The following is an 18,749-nucleotide window of genomic DNA, read 5'->3' on the forward strand; positions in this document are numbered from 1 at the left end:
TCTCGCACCCGGCTCGCCCGAACGCTCCGGCCTGCCCTGCCCGGTACCCCTCTTCCGGGCCGCCCGATGTCCTGCCGCACTGCCCGTCCCCGCTGAGAAGGACCGACCTCCATGACGGACCAGCACGAGAGTTCAGCACCGTCGTCCTCGTCGCCGCAGGACCGGACCGTCCCCCCGGTCCCCGAGTCCGGCCCGGTCCGTCCCGGGCCCGGCACGCCGCTCGGGGACCTGTTCGCCGCATGGACGGCCCGCACCCCGGACGCACCCGCGGTGACGGACGGCCGGCGGACCTGGACCTACCGGGAGCTCGACGGGCTGGCCAACCGCCTCGCCCACGACCTCATCCGGCGCGGGGTGGGGCCGGAGCGGACGGTGGCCGTGGTACTGCCCCGCTCGGCCGAACTCGTCGTCGCGGAACTCGCCGTGGCCAAGGCGGGCGGTGCGTTCCTGCCGGTCGATCCGGCGTACCCCGCCGAACGCCGCGCCCTGATGCTGTCCGACGCCCGGCCGGCGGTGGTGCTCGACGACCCCGCGCAGACCCGGCCTCCCACGGGGCCGGACCACGCCCCACGGGACTCCGACCGGCTCGCGCCGCTGTGCGCCGAGCACCCCGCCTACGTCATCTACACCTCGGGGTCCACGGGGACCCCCAAGGGCGTGGCGGTGACCCACACGGGCCTGGCGTCCTTCGCCGCCGCGGCCGCCGTGCAGTACGACGTCGCGCCGGGCGCCCGCGTCCTGCAGTTCTCCTCCCCGAGCTTCGACGCCTCCGTCCTGGAGCTGTGCATCTCCCTGCTGGCGGGCGCGACCCTCGTGGTGCCGCCCGACGGACCGTGGCTGGGCGAGGAACTCGCGGCCGTCCTGGCCGAACGCCGCATCACCCACGCCCTGATCCCGCCGGCCGCGCTCGCGACCGTGCCCGCCCCGGAGGCGGGCGGCCTGCCCGACCTGCGGACCCTGATCGTGGGAGCCGAGGCCTGCCCGGCCGAGCTGGTCGACCGCTGGGCGGCGGGGCGCCGGCTGATCAACTCCTACGGTCCCACCGAGGCCACCGTCGTCGCGTCCTGGACCGGGCCGCTGGCCGTGGGCGGCGGCACGCCGTCCATCGGCGGACCGCTGCCGCACACCGAGGTCCATGTGCTGGACGCGGCGATGCGGCCGGTGCCGGCGGGGACCGGCGGTGAGCTGTACATCGGCGGCGCCGGAGTGGCGCGCGGCTACCTCGACCGGCCGGGGCTGACCGCCGCCCGGTTCGTGGCAAGCCCCTACGGCCCGTCCGGCAGCCGGCTCTACCGCACCGGCGACCTGGCGCGGTGGAACTCCGAGGGCGAACTGGAATTCCTCGGCCGGGCCGACCGGCAGGTCAAGGTGCGCGGCTTCCGCATCGAACCCGGGGAGATCGAGGCGGCGCTGGCCCGGCACCCCCGCGTCGGCGAAGCGGTGGTCATCGTGCGCGAGGACGAGCCCGGACGGCAGCGGCTCGTCGCCTACGTCACCGCCGTGGACCCCCACCGGTCCCCGCAGCCCGCGGAGTTGCGCGCCGCGGTCTCCCGCAGCCTGCCGGCCCATATGGTGCCCTCGGCCGTCGTGGTCCTCGACGCGTTCCCGCTGACCGCCCAGCACAAGATCGACCGGCGTGCGCTCCCCGCGCCCGACACCGCCCGCGCCCCGGAGGCGGGCCATGCCGCCCCCCGGACCCCCGCCGAGCGGACCCTCGCCGGCATCTGGTCGGACGTGCTGTCGGTGCACCCCGTCGGCACCGGCGACGACTTCTTCGAGCTCGGCGGCGACTCCGTCCTCGCCGTGCGGGTGCTGTCCCGGATCCGGGAGGAGCTCGGCGACCGGCTGTCCGTACGGGACCTGTTCACCGCCCGGACCATCGCCGGGCTGGTGCCGCTCCTCGGCGACCCGGACACCGCGGACACGGCGCCGCCGGTCACCCCGGCCCGGCGCGACCGGCCGCTGCCGCTGTCCGGCGCCCAGCAAAGGCTGTGGTTCCTCGACGACCTGACGGCCGGCGGCACCGAGTACAACACCGGCGTCGGGGTGCGCCTGGGCGGCCCCCTGGACGGCGCGGCGCTGCGCCGCGCCCTGGACCGGCTCGCCGCCCGCCACGACTCCCTGCGCACCACCTTCACCACGGTGGACGGGCGCGGTGTGCAACGGGTCGACGCCACCGCCACCCTGCCGCTGCGCACCGTCGACCTCGGCGACCTCCCGGCCGACCGCCGTGCCGCGGAGGCCGAGCGGCTGCTGGTCGAGGAGCTGGAGCGCCCCTACGACCTGCGCGAGGGCCCGCTCACCCGGGCCCTGCTGATCCGGCTCGCCGCCGACGACCATCTGCTGCTCCTGGCCCAGCACCACATCGTCACCGACGGCTGGTCGGTCGGCGTGCTGGTCCGTGAACTGGCCGCGCTGTACGCCTCCGAGGCGGACGGCAGCCCGGACGGCCTGGCAAAGCCGGTCCTGCAGTACCCCGACTTCGCCGTGTGGGAGCGTGCCCACCCCACCCCGGCCCGGCACGCCGACGACCTCGCGTACTGGAAGCGGCACCTCGCCGGGACACCGCAGCTGGACCTGCCCACGGACCGGCCCCGGCCGCCGGTGCGCACCACGTCCGGCGCGGCGCACCGCCACGACCTGCCGGCCGGCCTGGCCGAGCGCCTCGCCGCCCTCGCCCGGTCCCAGGGCACGACCGTGTTCACCCTGTTCGCCGGGGCGGCCGCGGTGCTGTTCTCGCGCTACAGCGGTCAGCGCGACATCGCGTTCGGCACCGTCACCAACGGGCGCGGCCACCGGGAACTGGAGGAGGTCACCGGCTTCTTCGTCAACACCCTGGTGCTGCGCAGCGACGTCGACCCCGCCGCCACCGTCGACCGGTTCCTGGACACCATGCGCTCGACGCTGCTGGACGCCTTCGGCCATGACAGCGTGCCGTTCGACCGGGTCGTCGAGGAGCTGGCCCCGCGGCGGGACCCCAGCCGTACCCCGCTGGTGCAGGTCCTGGTCGTCCAGCAGACCGCCATGGTGCACCCGCAGGAAGCCGGCGGCGTACGGATCGAGGAGCATCCGCTGCCGCGCCCGGCCGCCCGCTTCGACCTGGTGCTGGAGTTCCTGCCGCGCGGCGACGGGTCGTTCGGGCTGACCGTCGAGTACAACACCGACCTCTTCGACGCCCGGACCGTGGCCCGGATGAGCCGTCAGCTGCACCTCCTGCTGGAGGGGATGGCGGACGGCCCGCAGCGGACCGTCGCCGAACTGCCGCTGCTGACGGACGACGAGCGCCGCACCATGCTCGACGCCTGGAACGCCCCGCAGCAGGACGGCCCGGACACCACCCTGCCCGAGCTGCTGGAGGCGCAGACCGTCCGCACGCCCGGCCACACCGCCGTCGTCTGCGGGGACACCCGGCTCACCTACGACGAGGTGAACCGGCGCGCCAACCGTCTCGCCCGGCTGCTGACCCGCCGCGGGGTGGGGCCCGAGACGCTGGTGGCGCTGGCCCTGCCGCGCTCGGCCGACCTGCTCCCCGTCCTGTGGGCGGTGCTCAAGGCGGGCGCCGGGTATCTGCCGGTGGACCCCGGCTATCCGGCCGAGCGCATCCGGTTCATGCTCGGCGACGCCGAGCCGGCCCTCGTGCTGACCACCCGGGACACGGCCGGCTGCCTGCCCGAGGCCGCCGAGCGGCTGGTACTGGACGATCCGCTGACCGTGGCCGAGGCGGCCGGTCTCGCGGACGACGACCTCACCGACGCCGACCGCGCCCGGCCGCTGGACCCCGGTCACCCCGCGTACGTCATCTACACGTCCGGCTCGACCGGCCGCCCCAAAGGCGTGGTGGTCACCCACCGCAGCGTGGCCGACCTGGCGGCCTGGGCGGAAGCGCAGTTCGGCCCGGAGCGGCTGACGCACGTGGTGGCCTCCACCTCGCTCAACTTCGACGTCTCCGTCTTCGAACTCCTCTGCCCGCTGCTGTCCGGCGGCAGCATCGAAGTGGTGGCCGACCTGCCGGCCCTCGCCGACCGGCCGGGCGCCGCGCCGCGGCAGGCCGGTCTCCTCAGCGGCGTGCCGTCGGTGGTCTCCCGGCTGCTCACCCGGGACGCCGGCACCGTCACGGCCGACACGGTGGTCCTGGCGGGCGAGGCGCTGCCCGCGCAGACCGTCCGGGAGATCCGGGAGACCATGCCGTCCTCCCAGGTCGCCAACATCTACGGCCCGACCGAGGCCACCGTGTACGCCACGGCCTGGTTCGCCGGTGACGCCGCACCCGAGCAGGCCCCGCCCATCGGCCGGCCGGTCGCCCGGACCCGCTGCTACGTCCTGGACGGCATGCTGCGGCCGCAACCGCCGGGGGTGACGGGCGAGTTGTACCTCGGCGGGGGAGGGCTGGCCCGGGGGTACCTCAAGCGCCCCGGCCTGACCGCCACCCGGTTCGTCGCCGACCCCTTCGCCGGCCCCGGCAGCCGGATGTACCGCACCGGCGACCTGGTGCGGTGGACCACCGACGGCGAGCTGGAGTACCTGGGCCGGGCCGACCAGCAGGTCAAGGTGCGCGGCTTCCGCATCGAGCTGGGCGAGGTCGAGGAGGCGCTGCTGCGCTGTGCGGGGGTGGCCCAGGCGGCCGCCGCCACCCGGGAGAGCGGCGGGCACAAGCGCCTGATCGGCTATGTCGTCCCGGCGCCCGGGGCCGAACTCGTCCCGAGCGCGATCCGCCGGCTGCTCGGCCGCAGCGTGCCCGACTACATGGTGCCCGCCTCCGTCGTCGTCCTGGACGCGATGCCGCTCAACCCCAACGGCAAGCTGGACCGCGCCCGGCTGCCCGCCCCGGACTGGACGACCGCCGGGACGACGGACTACGTCGCGCCGCGCACCGCCACCGAACGGGCGCTCGCCGCCGTGTGGGCCGACGTCCTGCGGGTCGAGCGCGTCGGTGTCGACGACAACTTCTTCTCGCTGGGCGGCGACTCGATCCTCAGCATCCAGGTGGTCGCCCAGGCCCGGCAGGCCGGCCTCGCCGTCACCTCGCGCGACGTCTACCGGCACCAGACGGTCGCCGCCCTCGCGCAGTGCGCGGACGCCGCCGACCGGCCGGCGCCGGGCCCGCACCCCGAGGCGGAGGCCACCGGCCGGGCACCACTGACGCCCATTCAGCACTGGCTGTTCGAGAGCGATCCCGCGCGGGCCGCCCACTTCGGCCAGACGGTGTCCGTCGAGCTGGCCGAGGGCCTGGACGCCACTGCGCTGGAGGCCGCCCTCCAGGACGTGGTCGCCCACCACGACGCCCTGCGCTCGCGCTTCGTGCGGGACGGCGACGGCCGGTGGCACCAGCACATCGACGCCGGCGCGCCCGGCCCCGTCCTGCAGCGCCACACCGGCCCCGACGACGACGCCCCGCACCACGGGCCGTTCGACCTGGGCCGCGGCCTCCTGCTGCGCGCCGTGCTCCACGACCGGGGCAGCGGTCTGCCCCCCGTCCTGCACCTGGCCGTCCACCACCTGGTCGTCGACGGTGTCTCCTGGCGGCTGTTGCTGGAGGACCTGGACCGCGCCTACCGCGCCCGCCGCGAGGGAGCGGACGGGGCCCTGCCGCCGAAGTCCTCCCCGCTGCGGCACTGGGCCCGGCGGCTGACCGCGCACGCCGACGCCGGCGGCTTCCAGGACGAGACCGGTCACTGGACCGCGCTGGCCCGCACCTGCGACCCGGCGCTGCCCGCCGACCTCGCCGGCGCCAACACCTACGCCTCCGCCCGCTCGGTGACCGTGCGCCTCAGCCCACAGGACACCGCCGTCCTGCTGCACACCCTGCCCCGGGCCTTCCGCACCCAGGTCAACGACGTGCTGCTGAGCGCGCTGGGCCGGGTGCTGCACGAGTGGACCGGACAGGACCGGGTCCCGGTGGACCTGGAGGGCCACGGCCGGGAGGAGCTCTTCACCGACGTGGACCTCAGCCGGACCGTCGGCTGGTTCACCACCCGCTACCCGGTCGCCCTCGCCGTGGCGCGGGACGCCGACTGGGGCACCGTGCTGAAGTCGGTCAAGGAGCAGCTGCGCGCGGTGCCCCGCCGCGGCCTGGGCTACGGCGTCCAGCGGCACCTGATCCGGCCGGCGGACCTGCCCGGCACACCGACCGCCGGCCTCAGCTTCAACTACCTCGGCCAGTTCGCCGCACCGGGCGGCGACGGCAGCCTCTACCGCGGGCCGCACCGCGAACTGGCGCTGGATGCCGACCCCGCCGCGCCGCGCCCGCACGCCCTGGAGGTCGTCGGCCGGCTGGAGGGCGACGCCCTGGAGTTCACCTGGTTCTACTCGGCGAACCTCCACCACGAGGAGACCGTCGCCCGGCTGGCCGGGGACTTCGGCCGGGCGCTGGGCGACATCGCCCGGCACGCCGCCCGGCCCGGAGCCGGCGGCCGCACCCCCTCCGACTTCCCGCTCGCCGCCCTCGACCAGACCACCGTGGACCGGCTGGCGGGCGACGGCAGCACCGTCGAGGACATCCACCCGCTCACCCCCACCCAGGCCGGCATGCTCTTCCACCGGCTCTCCCAGGACGACCAGAGCGTCTACTTCCAGCAGCTGACCTTCGTCCTGGACGGCGTGCCCGACCCGCAGGCCCTCGCCGCGGCCTGGCAGCAGGTGACGGACCGCACCCCCGTGCTGCGCGGTCGTGTCGTCTGGGAGGACGTGCCCGAGCCGCTGCTGGTGGTGGAGAGCGGCGTCACCGTGCCGGTCACCCAACTGGACTGGCGTGCCCTGTCGGACGAGGAGCGCCGGGCCGGACTGGCGGAGCTGCTCGACCGTGACCGGCAGCGCGGGATCGACCTCGCCGCCGCCCCGCTGCTGCGCCTGGTCCTGGCCCGGCTCTCCGACACCGAGGTCCAGGTGGTGTGGTCCTTCCACCACCTGGTGCTGGACGGCTGGAGCCTGTTCCAGGTCCTCTCCGACGTCTTCCGCTGCCACGCCGCGCTGCGCGACCGGGCGGACCACGACGGCGCCGTGCCCGCCGGGGCGGACCTGCCCGGCCGCCGGCCGTTCCGCGACTACGTGGCCTGGCTGCAAGGCCGCGACTGGGCACAGGCCGAACGGCACTGGCAGGACCGGCTCGACGGGTGGAGCGAGCCCACCGCACTGCCCTACGACCGCGAGCCCCGCGAGGCGCACCGCGCGGAGTCCACCGAGGCGGTGCGGATCTCCCTGCCCGCCGCCACCACCCGCCGCCTGGACCGCCTGGCCAAGAACGCGGGCCTGACCATGAACACGCTGGTACAGGGCGCCTGGGCGCTGCTGCTGGCCCGTCACACGGGGCGGTCCGACGTCGTCTTCGGCACCACCGTGTCCGGACGGCCGCCGGAGCTGCCCGGCGTCGAGGCGATGAACGGCCTGTTCATCGCCACCGTACCGACGCGGCTGACCGTCCCCGCCGAGGGCACCCTGACCGCCTGGCTGCACCGGGTGCAGGAGATCCAGACCGAGGACCGGCGCTTCGACTTCGTCCCGCTCGCCCGGCTGAAGGCGTTCAGCGACCTGCCCGAGCGGGTCCCGCTCTTCGACAGCATCGTGGTCTTCGAGAACTACCCGGTCGGCGGCGACCTCGCCGCCGCGCACGGGCTGCGGCTGAGCGGCCTCGACGGCATCGAGACCACCAACTACCCGCTGAGCCTGGTCGCCTATCCGGGCCAGGAGCTGGCCCTGCGCCTCGGCTACGACCCGGACCTGTTCGACGCGGCCACCGTCGAGCGGATGGGGGAGTACCTCACGGTCCTGCTGGCGGGCCTGGCCGAGGACCCCCAGCTTCCGCCCGCCCGGCTGCCGGTGCTCGGTGCGGCACGCCGCCGCCAGGTCGTCGAGGAGTGGAACGACACCGCCGCCCCGCTGCCCGAGGGCACGGTGGCCACCCTGTTCGCCGCCCAGGCCCGCCGCACCCCCGACGCCATCGCGCTGGACGCGGGGGACAGCCGCCTGGCCTACCGCGAACTCGACGCCCGTACCGACGCGTTGGCCCACCGGCTGACCGGGCTCGGCGTGCGCCCGGAGACCCCCGTCGGGGTCCTGATGGACCGGTCGGCCGCCCTGGTCGTCGCCCAACTGGCCCTCGTCAAGGCGGGCGGCGTGTACGTCCCGCTGGACGGCCGCGCGCCCCGCGAGCGGCTGCGGCAGGTGCTGGCGGAGACCACCGCCGACCTGGTGCTCACCGACGCCGCCTGGGAGGAGACCGCCCGCGCCGCGGCGCCCGGCGGCCGTGTCCTGCGGGTGACGGACGAGGCCGCACCGGCCGGCGCCGCCGCCCCGGAGGGCACACCCCTGCCCGCGCTCCACCCCGACAACGCCCTGTACCTGATGTTCACCTCCGGCTCCACCGGCCGCCCCAAGGGGGTCGCGGTGCGTCACCGGGACGTCGTGGCGCTCGCCTTCGACCGCGCCTTCGACGGACACGACCGGGTCCTGGTGCACTCGCCGCAGGCCTTCGACGCGGCCACCTACGAACTGTGGGTGCCCCTGCTGCGCGGCGGCCGGGCCGTTCTCGCCCCGCCGGCCGACGTGGACGCCACCACGGTGCGCCGCGCGATCGACGAGCAGGGCGTCACCTGCCTGTGGCTGACCGCCGGGCTGTTCCGCCTGCTGTCCCAGGAGGACCCCGAGTGCCTGCGGGGCGCCCGGGAGGTGTGGACCGGCGGCGAGGCCGTGCCGGGCGCCGCCGTGCGCCGCGTCCTCGACGCCTGCCCCGGCCTGACCGTGGTCGACGGCTACGGCCCCACCGAGACGACCACCTTCGCGACCCGGCGGGCCTTCCGCTCCGGCGACCCGCTGCCCGCCGCCCTGCCCATCGGGCGTCCGCTGGACAACATGCGCGTCTACGTCCTGGACGCCGCGCTGCAGCCCCAGCCGCCCGGCATCCCCGGAGAGCTGTACCTCGCCGGCGCCGGGCTCGCCCGCGGCTACGCCGGCCGCCCCGGCGCGACCGCGGAACGCTACCTGGCCGACCCGTTCGGACCGGCCGGGAGCCGGATGTACCGCACCGGCGACATCGTGCGCTGGAGTGCCGAGGGCGAACTCCACTTCGTGGGACGCGCCGACGACCAGATCAAGATCCGTGGCTTCCGCGTCGAACCGGCCGAGATCGAGGCGGTGCTCACCCGCCACGCGGCCGTCGCCGAAGCCGTGGTGACCGTCCCCGAGGACGGCGGCCGCAAGCGGCTGGTGGCCTACCTCGTCCCCGCCCCGGACCGGGCGGTGCCGCAGCCGGCCGAGCTGCGTGCCGCGCTCGCCGGTGAACTGCCCGACTACATGGTCCCCGCCGCGTTCGTGACCCTGGACGCGCTGCCCCTCACGGGCAACGGGAAGGTGGACCGGCGCAGGCTGCCCGCCCCCGACTGGTCGGCCGCCACCGCCGGCGAGCACCTCGCGCCGCGCACCGAGGCCGAGCGGATCCTCGCGGAGATCTGGTGCGCCCTGCTGGGCGTCGACCGGGTGGGCGTCGAGGACAACTTCTTCATGCTGGGCGGCGATTCGATCCTCAGCATCCAGGTCGTCTCGCGCGCCCGCCGGGCGGGCCTGGCCCTGACGCCCCGGGACCTGTTCCGCCACCCCACCGTCGCCGCCCTGGCCGCCGCCACCGGTGCCGCCGCACCGGTCAGCGGCACCGGCCCGGTGACCGGGGACATCGCCCTCACCCCGATCCAGCGCTGGTTCCTCGACGCCGCGCCGCAGCGCCCGGAGTACTTCAACCAGTCCCTCGTCATCGAACTGGCCGAGGAGCCCGATCCGCGGGCGCTGGAAGCGGCGCTGCACGCCCTGTGGGCCCACCACGACGCCCTGCGGGCCCGCTTCGTGCAGCGGCCGGACGGCACCTGGCACCAGCACTGCCCCGCCCCGGACGCCACCGCACCGCAGCTGCTGCGGGTGCACGACCTGTCCGGGCAGGACGAGGAGGAGGGCGCCGCCGCGGCGGAGGCCGCCATGGCCGAGGCGCAGGCCGGCTTCCGGCTGGAGACCGGCCCCCTGCTCGCCGCCCGCCTCTTCACCGGCGGACGGCACCGGCCGCCGCGGCTGTTCCTGGCCGTGCACCACCTGGTGGTCGACGGGGTCTCCTGGCGGGTGCTGCTGGAGGACCTGGAGAGCGCCTACCAGCAGGCCCGCACCGGTACGCCGTCGAGCCCCCTCGCCCGCACCACCTCCGTACAGGAGTGGGCCCGCCGGCTGCACGAGCACACCGAGGCCGGTCTCTTCGACGGGGAACGCGCGCACTGGAGCGAGGTCGCCGCACACTGCGCCACGGCGCTGCCCGTCGACGCCGATGGCAGCAACACCATCGCCGACCTGCGCTCGGTGACCGTCCGGCTGGACCGGCAGCGGACCGGCGACCTGCTGCAGAAGGTGCCCGGCGTCTACCGCACGCAGATCAACGACGTGCTGCTCACCGCGCTCGGCCGGGTGCTGGCCGACTGGACCGGCGAGCGCACCGTCGCCGTCGGCCTGGAGGGGCACGGCCGCGAGGACCACCTCTTCGACGGCGTCGACCTGTCCCGTACGGTCGGCTGGTTCACCACCCTGTTCCCCGTCGCCCTGGACGTCCCGGACGGCGACTGGGCCGCGGCGCTGAAGTCCGTCAAGGAGCAGTTGCGCGCGGTGCCCGGCCGGGGGCTCGGCCACGGGGCGCTGCGGCACCTCGCCGGAGCCGCCGAACTCGCCGGCGTCCCGCAGCCGCAGATCAGCTTCAACTACCTGGGCCAGTTCGACTGGTCCGGTGACGGCGGGCTGATCCGGGCGGTGCACGGCGGACTGGGCGGCGCCGACGCTCCCGAGTCCGTACGGCCGCACCTGCTGGACGTGGTGGGCCGGGTCGAGGAGCGCCGCCTCGAACTCACCTGGTACTACAGCGGCGAAGTGCACCGCGAGGAGACGGTGTCCGCGCTGGCCACCGGCATGCTCACGGCGCTGGAGGACATCGTCGCGCACTGCGCGGCCCCGGACGCCGGCGGCCGCACCCCCTCCGACTACCCGCTCGCCCGCCTCGACCAGGCGGCCGTGGACCGGGTCGCGGCGGACGGCCGCGCGGTGGAGGACATCTACCCGCTGACGCCCATGCAGGCGGGCATGCTGTTCCACAGCCTGATGGACCCCGACTCGCACACCTACTTCAACCAGGTCCAGTTGGTGCTGTCCGGCGTCACCGACCCGGCCGCGCTCGCCACGGCCTGGCAGCAGGCGGCCGACGCCAACCCGATGCTGCGCACCCGTCTGGTGTGGGAGGAGACCGCCGAGCCGCTGCAGGTCGTCCAGGCACGGGCCGCCGTGCCCGTCACCCACCACGACTGGACCGGATGGAGCGCCGAGGACTGCGAGCGCGCACTGACCACCCTGCTCGCCCAGGACCGGGCGGCCGGACTCGACCTCGCCGCCGCTCCGCTGATGCGGCTGGCCCTGATCAAGCTGTCCGAGGACCGGGTCCGGCTGGTGTGGACGTTCCACCACGTCCTGCTCGACGGCTGGAGCGCGGCCCAGGTCTTCGACGAGATCTGCGAACGGTACGCGGCGCTCACCGCGGGCCGCCGCCCCGAGGTTCCCGCCCGCCCGCCCTTCGGCAGCTACCTGAGCTGGCTGGCGGAGCAGGACAGCACACAGGCCGAGCGGCACTGGCGCACCGCGCTGGCCGGCTTCACCTCGCCGACCGAACTCCCGCGTGACCGCAAGCCCCTGGAGGCCCACCGCGCCTCGTCGTCGGGCTCGGTCCACGTCACGCTGGACGAGGCGGACTCCGCCCGTCTGCGGGAGACCGCGCAGCGGGCCGGCCTCACCATGAACACCGTGCTGCAGGGCGCCTGGGGCCTGCTGCTGTCCCGCTACAGCAACAGCGACGACGTGGTCTTCGGCACCACCGTCTCCGGGCGGCCCGCCGCGCTGCCCGGGGTGGAGTCCATGGTCGGCCTGTTCATCAACACCCTCCCCACCCGGGTGCGTACCGACGGGCGGCGCGGGCTGCTGGACTGGCTGCGCGACCTGCAGACGGCCCAGTCGGAGTCGCGGCGCTACGACTTCGTCTCCCTGACCGAGCTCCAGACCTGGAGCGACGTCCCGCGCGGGTCGAACCTGTTCGACAGCATCGTGGTCTTCGAGAACTACCCCTTCGACAGCGACGCCCTCGCCCGGCACGGCCTGGGCATCCAGCCGGAACGCGACCTGGAGCCGACCAACTACCCGCTCAGCGTGGTCGTCGCCCCGGGCGAGCGCCTCACCGTGGCCCTGGACTACGACCCGGCGGCCTTCGACGCGGCGACCGTCGAGCGGATGGGCGCCTGCCTGCGGGTGCTGCTCACGGAGATGGCGGCCGATCCGGACCGCCGCCTGGGCGACCTGCCGCTGCTCGCCGGGGACGAACGCGGGCGCATCCTGCGCGAGTTCGGGGGAGCGGTCGCCGCGGTGCCGCGGCGCGTCCTGCCCGAGGTGTTCGAGGCGCAGGCGGGCCGCACCCCGCACGCCACCGCCGTACTGGCCGGGGACGACCGGCTCACCTACCGGGAGCTGAACGCACGCGCCAACCGGCTGGCCCGGCTGCTGATCGCCTCGGGCGCGGGCCCGGAGCGGTTCGTCGCCCTCGCCCTGCCGCGCACGGCCGACCTGATCACGGCCCTGCTGGCGGTGCTCAAGAGCGGCGCCGGCTATCTGCCGGTCGACCCCAAGTACCCGGCCGAGCGGGTCTCCTTCCTGTTCGAGGACATCGGGCCGGACATCGTGCTCACCACCGCCGCGCTGGCCGGCCGGCTGCCGGACGGGCCGGCCACCCGGATCGCGCTGGACGACCCGGGGACCGCGGACCGGCTCGCCGCGTTGTCCGCCGCCGACCTCGGCGACGGCGAGCGGACCGGCACGCTGCTGCCCGCCCACCCCGCCTACGTCATCCACACCTCGGGCTCGACCGGCCTGCCCAAGGGCGTGGTGGCGACCCACGGATCGGTGGTCGCACTGGCCGACTGGGCGGCCGGCGAATTCGGCGGCCGGGGCCTGTCCCACGTCGTGGCGTCCACCTCGCTCAACTTCGATGTGTCGGTCTTCGAGATCTTCAGCCCGCTGCTGTCCGGCGGCTGCGTCGAGATCGTGAGCGACCTGCTGGCCCTCGCCGAACGCTCAGCCCCCTGGACCGCGAGCCTGCTCAGCGCCGTGCCCTCCGCCCTCGGCCAGCTCCTCGCCGAGGACACCGTGCACGTCACCGCGGACACCGTGGTGCTGGCCGGTGAGGGGCTCGCCGCCCGTACCGTGCGGGAGGTCCGCGCCGCCGTCCCCGGCTGCCGGGTCGCGAACATCTACGGCCCCACCGAGGCCACCGTCTACGCCACCGCCTGGTACTGCGACCCCGCCGACCCCGACCGCACCCCGCCGATCGGCAGCCCCGTCGCCGGCGCGCGGGCCTACGTCCTCGATCCGCACCTGCGGCCGGTCCCCGTCGGCGTGCCCGGCGAGCTCTACCTCGCCGGGACCGGTGTGGCACGCGGCTACTTCGACCGGCCCGGACTGACCGCCCGGCGCTTCCTGGCCGACCCGTTCGGCCCGGCCGGCGAGCGGATGTACCGCACCGGCGACCTCGTGCGCTGGGACGCCGACGGGCAGTTGGAGTACCTCGGCCGCGGTGACGACCAGGTCAAGGTGCGCGGCTTCCGCATCGAACTCGGCGAGGTCGAGGCCGCGCTGGCCCGGCACCCCGACGTCGCCGAGGCCGCCGCGCGGGTGGTCGAGACCGACGGCCACAAGCGCCTGGTGGGCTATGTGGTCACCCGCGGCACGGCGGACGCCGACCCCGCCGCGGTGCGTGCCTTCCTCGCCCGGAGCCTGCCCGACCACCTCGTGCCCGCGGTCGTCGTCCCCCTGGAGCGGCTGCCGCTGGGAGCCACCGGCAAGCTCGACCGGCGCGCCCTGCCGGCGCCCGACTGGTCCGCCCCGGCCACCGCTCACGTCCCGCCGCGCACGGACACCGAGAAGGTGCTCGCCGGGATCTGGGCCGAGGTGCTGGGCGTGCCGCGGGTGGGCGCCGAGGACAACTACTTCGCGCTCGGCGGTGACTCGATCCTCAGCATCCAGATCGTCTCCGCGGCCCGCCGCGCGGGCCTCGCCCTGACCCCGCGCCACCTCTTCGTCCACCAGACCGTCGCCGCGCTGGCCGCGGCCGCCGAGGCGCTGCCGGCCACGGTGTCCACCGCCGAACAGGGCCCGGTGGTGGGAGAGGTGCCGCTCACCCCCGTCCAGCACTGGCTGTTCGACAGCGTCCCCGACAGCCCCGGTCACTTCACCCAGTCGCTCTCCTTCCAGCTGGCCGCCGAGGTGGACGAGGGCGCGCTGCGCGCCGCCCTGGCCGCGGTGCTGGAGCACCATGACGCCCTGCGCACGGTGTACGAGACCACCGGCGACGGCCTCTGGCGCCAGTACACCGCGGCGCCCGGCGCGGCACCCGCCCTGGAGGTCCACGACCTCTCCGGCCTGGAGCCGCAGGACCGTGCCGCGGAACTGCGCCGGCTGACCGCCGGCCTGTGCGCCGGCTTCGACCTCGCGCAGGGGCCGCTGCTGAAGACCGCGCTGTGCCACCGCGGCGACCAGGACCGCCCGGTCCTGCTGCTGGCGGCCCACCACCTGGTCGTCGACGCGGTGTCCTGGCGGATCGTCCTGGAGGACCTCGACACCGCCTACCGCCGGACGCGAGCGGGGAAGCGGGCCGGGCTCGGCCCCAAGACCACCTCGTTCCGCGCCTGGGCGCAGCGGCTGCACGACCACACCGCCGCCGGCGGCTTCGACGGCGAACTCGCCCACTGGAGCGCGCCGGAGGGCCACACGGAGCTGCCCACCGACCGCACCGGCCGCAACTCCGCGGACTCCGAGGACACCGTGACCGTCCGCCTGGAGGCCGAGGAGACCCGCCGGCTGCTCCAGGACGTCCCGGACGTCTACCGGACCCGGATCAACGACGTCCTGCTGTGCGCGCTGGGCCGGGTGCTGGCCCGCTGGACCGGGCACGACCGGGTGCGGATCGGGCTGGAGGGCCACGGCCGCGAGGAGATCTTCGACGACATCGACCTCTCCCGCACCGTCGGCTGGTTCACCACCATGTTCCCGGTCGCCCTGGACCTGCCGCCGCACGCGGACCTCGCCACGGCGCTGAAGTCCGCCAAGGAGGGCCTGCGGGCCCTGCCCGGCCACGGCCTGGGGCACGGCGCGCTGCGCCGGCTGCGCACCCCGGCGGCCGCGGAGCTGCCGGCCGACCCGCAGATCGCCTTCAACTACCTCGGGCAGCAGGACTGGAGCGCGTCCGCGGGCGACGGTCTGCTGCACGCCCCGTACGGCGGGCTGGAGGGCGACATGGACCGGACGGCCGACCGGCCGCACCTGATCGACGTCGTCGGCCTGGTCGCGGACAAGCGGCTGGAGTTCACCTGGTCCTACTCGACCAATCTGCACCTGCGCGCCACCGTGGCCGCGCTGGCCGAGGAGATGACCGCCGAGCTGCGGGAGATCGTGCGGCACTGCGCGGAGCCGGACGCCGGCGGGCGCACCCCCGCCGACTTCCCGCTGGTCCGCCTCGACCAGGAGACCGTCGACCGGCTCGTCGGCGACGGCCGGGACGTCACGGACGTCTACCCGCTGACGCCCACCCAGACGGGCCTGGTCTTCCACGGGCTCGACGAACCCGACCAGGGGCTCTACGTCGAACAGGCCACCTTCGTCCTGGACGGCGTACCCGACCCCCGGCTGCTGGCCGCCGCCTGGCAGCAGGTCGTCGACCGCACCCCCGTGCTGCGCAGCGCGGTGGTCCTGCACGAGGTGCCGGTGCCCCTGCAGACCGTCCACCGTTCCGTCACCCTGCCCGTCACCGAGCTCGACTGGAGCGCGCTGACGCAGGAGCGGCGCGACGCGGAACTGGCGCGGCTGCTCGCCGACGACCGGGACCGCGGGCTCGCCCTCGACCGGGCGCCGCTGCTGCGGCTCACCCTCATCCGGCTCTCCCCGGCCGAAGTACGGGTCGTGTGGACCTTCCACCATGTACTGCTCGACGGCTGGAGCGTCTTCCAGGTCCTCTCGGACGTCTTTGCCTGCCATGCGGCGCTCACCCGCGGCGACGCCCCGGACCTGCCCGACCGCAGGCCGTTCGCCGACTACGCCGCCTGGCTCGCCGCCCGCGACACGGCCCCGGCCGAAGCGCACTGGCGCACGGCGCTGGCCGGCCTGACCGCACCCACCCCGCTGCCCTACGACCGGCGCCCGGCGCCAGGTGCCGCCACCCGCGCCGGCACCTGGCTCTCCGAGCGGCTCGGCGAACGGGAGAGCGCCGCGCTCCAGGACTTCGCCCGGCGCCACCACCTCACCCTCAACACCGTCGTCCAGGGGGTCTGGGGCCTGCTGCTGTCGCGCTGGAGCAACGAGCGCGAGGTCTGCTTCGGCACCACCGTCTCGGGCCGGCCCGCCGACCTGCCCGGTGCCGACGCCATCACCGGCCTGTTCATCAACACCCTGCCGGTGCGGTGCGAGGTGGACGGCGGCGCGGCCCCGGCCGACTGGCTGGGCGCTCTGCAGTCCGTACAGGCCGACGCCCGCGGCCACGACCACGTCCCGCTGTCCGATCTGCGGGGATGGAGCGAACTGCCCGCCGGGACACCGCTGTTCGAGAGCCTGGTGGTCTTCGAGAACTACCCGATCAACGACACCGCGGCCACCGCACACGGCCTGCGCGTCCGCGATCTGCACGCCCTGGAGGCCACCAACTACCCGCTGACCGTGGTGATCTCGCCCGGCACCCGGCTGAGCGTCGAACTCGGCTACGACCCGCGGTACTTCGAGGAGTCCACCGCCCGGTCCCTGGCCGCCCAGCTGGTGCACACCCTGGGCGCCCTGGCCGCCCCCGGCGGCGCGGCGACCGTGGACGGGATCGACATCCTGCCGCCACAGGAGCGCGAGCGGCTGACCGGAGGTTCCGCGCCGGCGCCCGATGACGCCGTGCCGCCCGCCACCCTGGCCGCGCTCGTCGAAGCGGCCGTCGACCGGTGGCCCCACGCCCCCGCGGTGACGGCACCGGACGGGCAACTCTCCTTCGCGCAGCTGGAGGCGCGGGCCAACCGCCTCGCGCACCACCTCCTCACCCGCGGGACCGGCCCCGGCGACCTCGTCGCCCTGGTCCTGCCGAGGTCGGCCGACATGGTCGTCGCCCAGCTCGCCACCGCCAAGACGGGCGCCGCCCACCTGCCGGTGGACCCCGGGTACCCGGCCGAGCGGATCGCGCTGATGCTGCGCGACGCCGCACCGGCCGTCACCCTGGAGGCCGCCGAGGTCCATGACCTCCTGGCCGCCGGGGACGACGACGCACCCGCCCACCGGCCCACCGACCGGGACCGGGTCCGCCCGCTCGACCTCGACGACCCGGCCTACGTGATCTACACCTCCGGCTCCACCGGCACCCCCAAGGGCGTCGTCGTCACCCACCGCGGCCTGGCGGCCTTCGCCGCGGCCGAGGCCGACCACTACCAGGTCCGGCCGGGCGACCGGGTGCTGGCCTTCGCCACGCCCAGCTTCGACGCCTCGGTGCTGGAGCTGTGCATGGCCCTGCCGACCGGTGCCCGCCTCGTGGTGCCGCCGCCCGGACCGCTGCTCGGCGAGCAACTCGCCGAGGTGCTGCGCCGGGAGGGCATCACCCACACCCTGCTGCCGCCCGCCGCGCTCGCCACGGTGCCGCCCGCGACCGCGGGGACGCTGCCGGACCTGCGCACCCTCATCGTCGGCGCGGACGCCTGCGGCGCCGACCTGGTCGCCCGCTGGGCCCCGCACCACCGGATGATCAACTCGTACGGGCCCACCGAGACCACGGTGGTCGCCACCTGGTCCGGTCCGCTGGTGCCCGACGGCGCCGCGCCCCCCATCGGACGCTCCCGCGCGGGCAGCCGCAGCTATGTGCTCGACGATCGGCTCCGACCGGTCGCCGACGGCGTCCCCGGCGAGCTGTGGATCAGCGGACCCTCGCTGGCCCGCGGCTACCTCCACCGTCCCGGCCTGACCGCCACCCGGTTCCTCGCCGACCCGTACGGCGCACCGGGCGAGCGGATGTACCGCACCGGCGACCTGGTCCGCCGCGACGCCCGCGGCGAGCTCCACTACCTCGGCCGCACCGACCACCAGATCAAGCTGCACGGGCACCGGATCGAAGCGGGAGAGGTCGAGGCCGCCCTGGTCGGCCACCCGGCCGTCCGGGACGCCGTGGTGGCCGTACGGGAGGACGAGCCCGGGACGCCGCGGCTTGTGGCCCACCTGCTCGCCGCACCGGACACCGAAGTCCCGGCCGGTGCCGAGCTGCGCGCGTTCGCCGCCCGGACGCTGCCCGCGCACATGGTCCCCTCGGCCTTCGTCGTCCTGGAGCGCTTCCCGCTCACCGAGAACGGCAAGACCGACCGCGCGGCGCTGCCCGCACCCGGCCCCGACCCGCACGAGCCCGCCGCACAGGTCGCCCCGCGCACCCCCACCGAGCAGTTCCTCGCGGACGTCTGGTCCGAGGTCCTGGAGACGGCCGTGGGCGCCGAGGACGACTTCTTCGCCCTCGGCGGCGACTCGCTGCGCAGCCTGCGCATCGCCTCCCGGGTCAACGAGACCTTCGGCGTGGAACTCACCCCCCGGGACGTGCTGACCGCCCGCACGGTCGCCGCCCTGGCGGACCAGGTGGAGGAGCACGTCCTGCGCGAACTCGAAGACGCCGCACGCGGCACCAGCGACCACAACGAACGGTGAGG

The 18,749-nt window shown here is 75.4% G+C and carries 1 protein-coding gene; it reads left to right on the plus strand.

The window, feature by feature from the left end:
- Window positions 1-111 precede the first annotated feature (111 nt).
- Window positions 112-18,747 (plus strand): non-ribosomal peptide synthetase, encoded by an 18,636-nt coding sequence (locus AB0411_RS12555; protein ID WP_366417246.1) that lies wholly within the window; start codon window positions 112-114, stop codon window positions 18,745-18,747.
- Window positions 18,748-18,749: the final 2 nt, after the last annotated feature.

The sequence above is a fragment of the Streptomyces angustmyceticus genome (assembly GCF_040701845.1).
In the GTDB taxonomy this organism is placed as follows: Bacteria; Actinomycetota; Actinomycetes; order Streptomycetales; family Streptomycetaceae; genus Streptomyces; species Streptomyces angustmyceticus_A.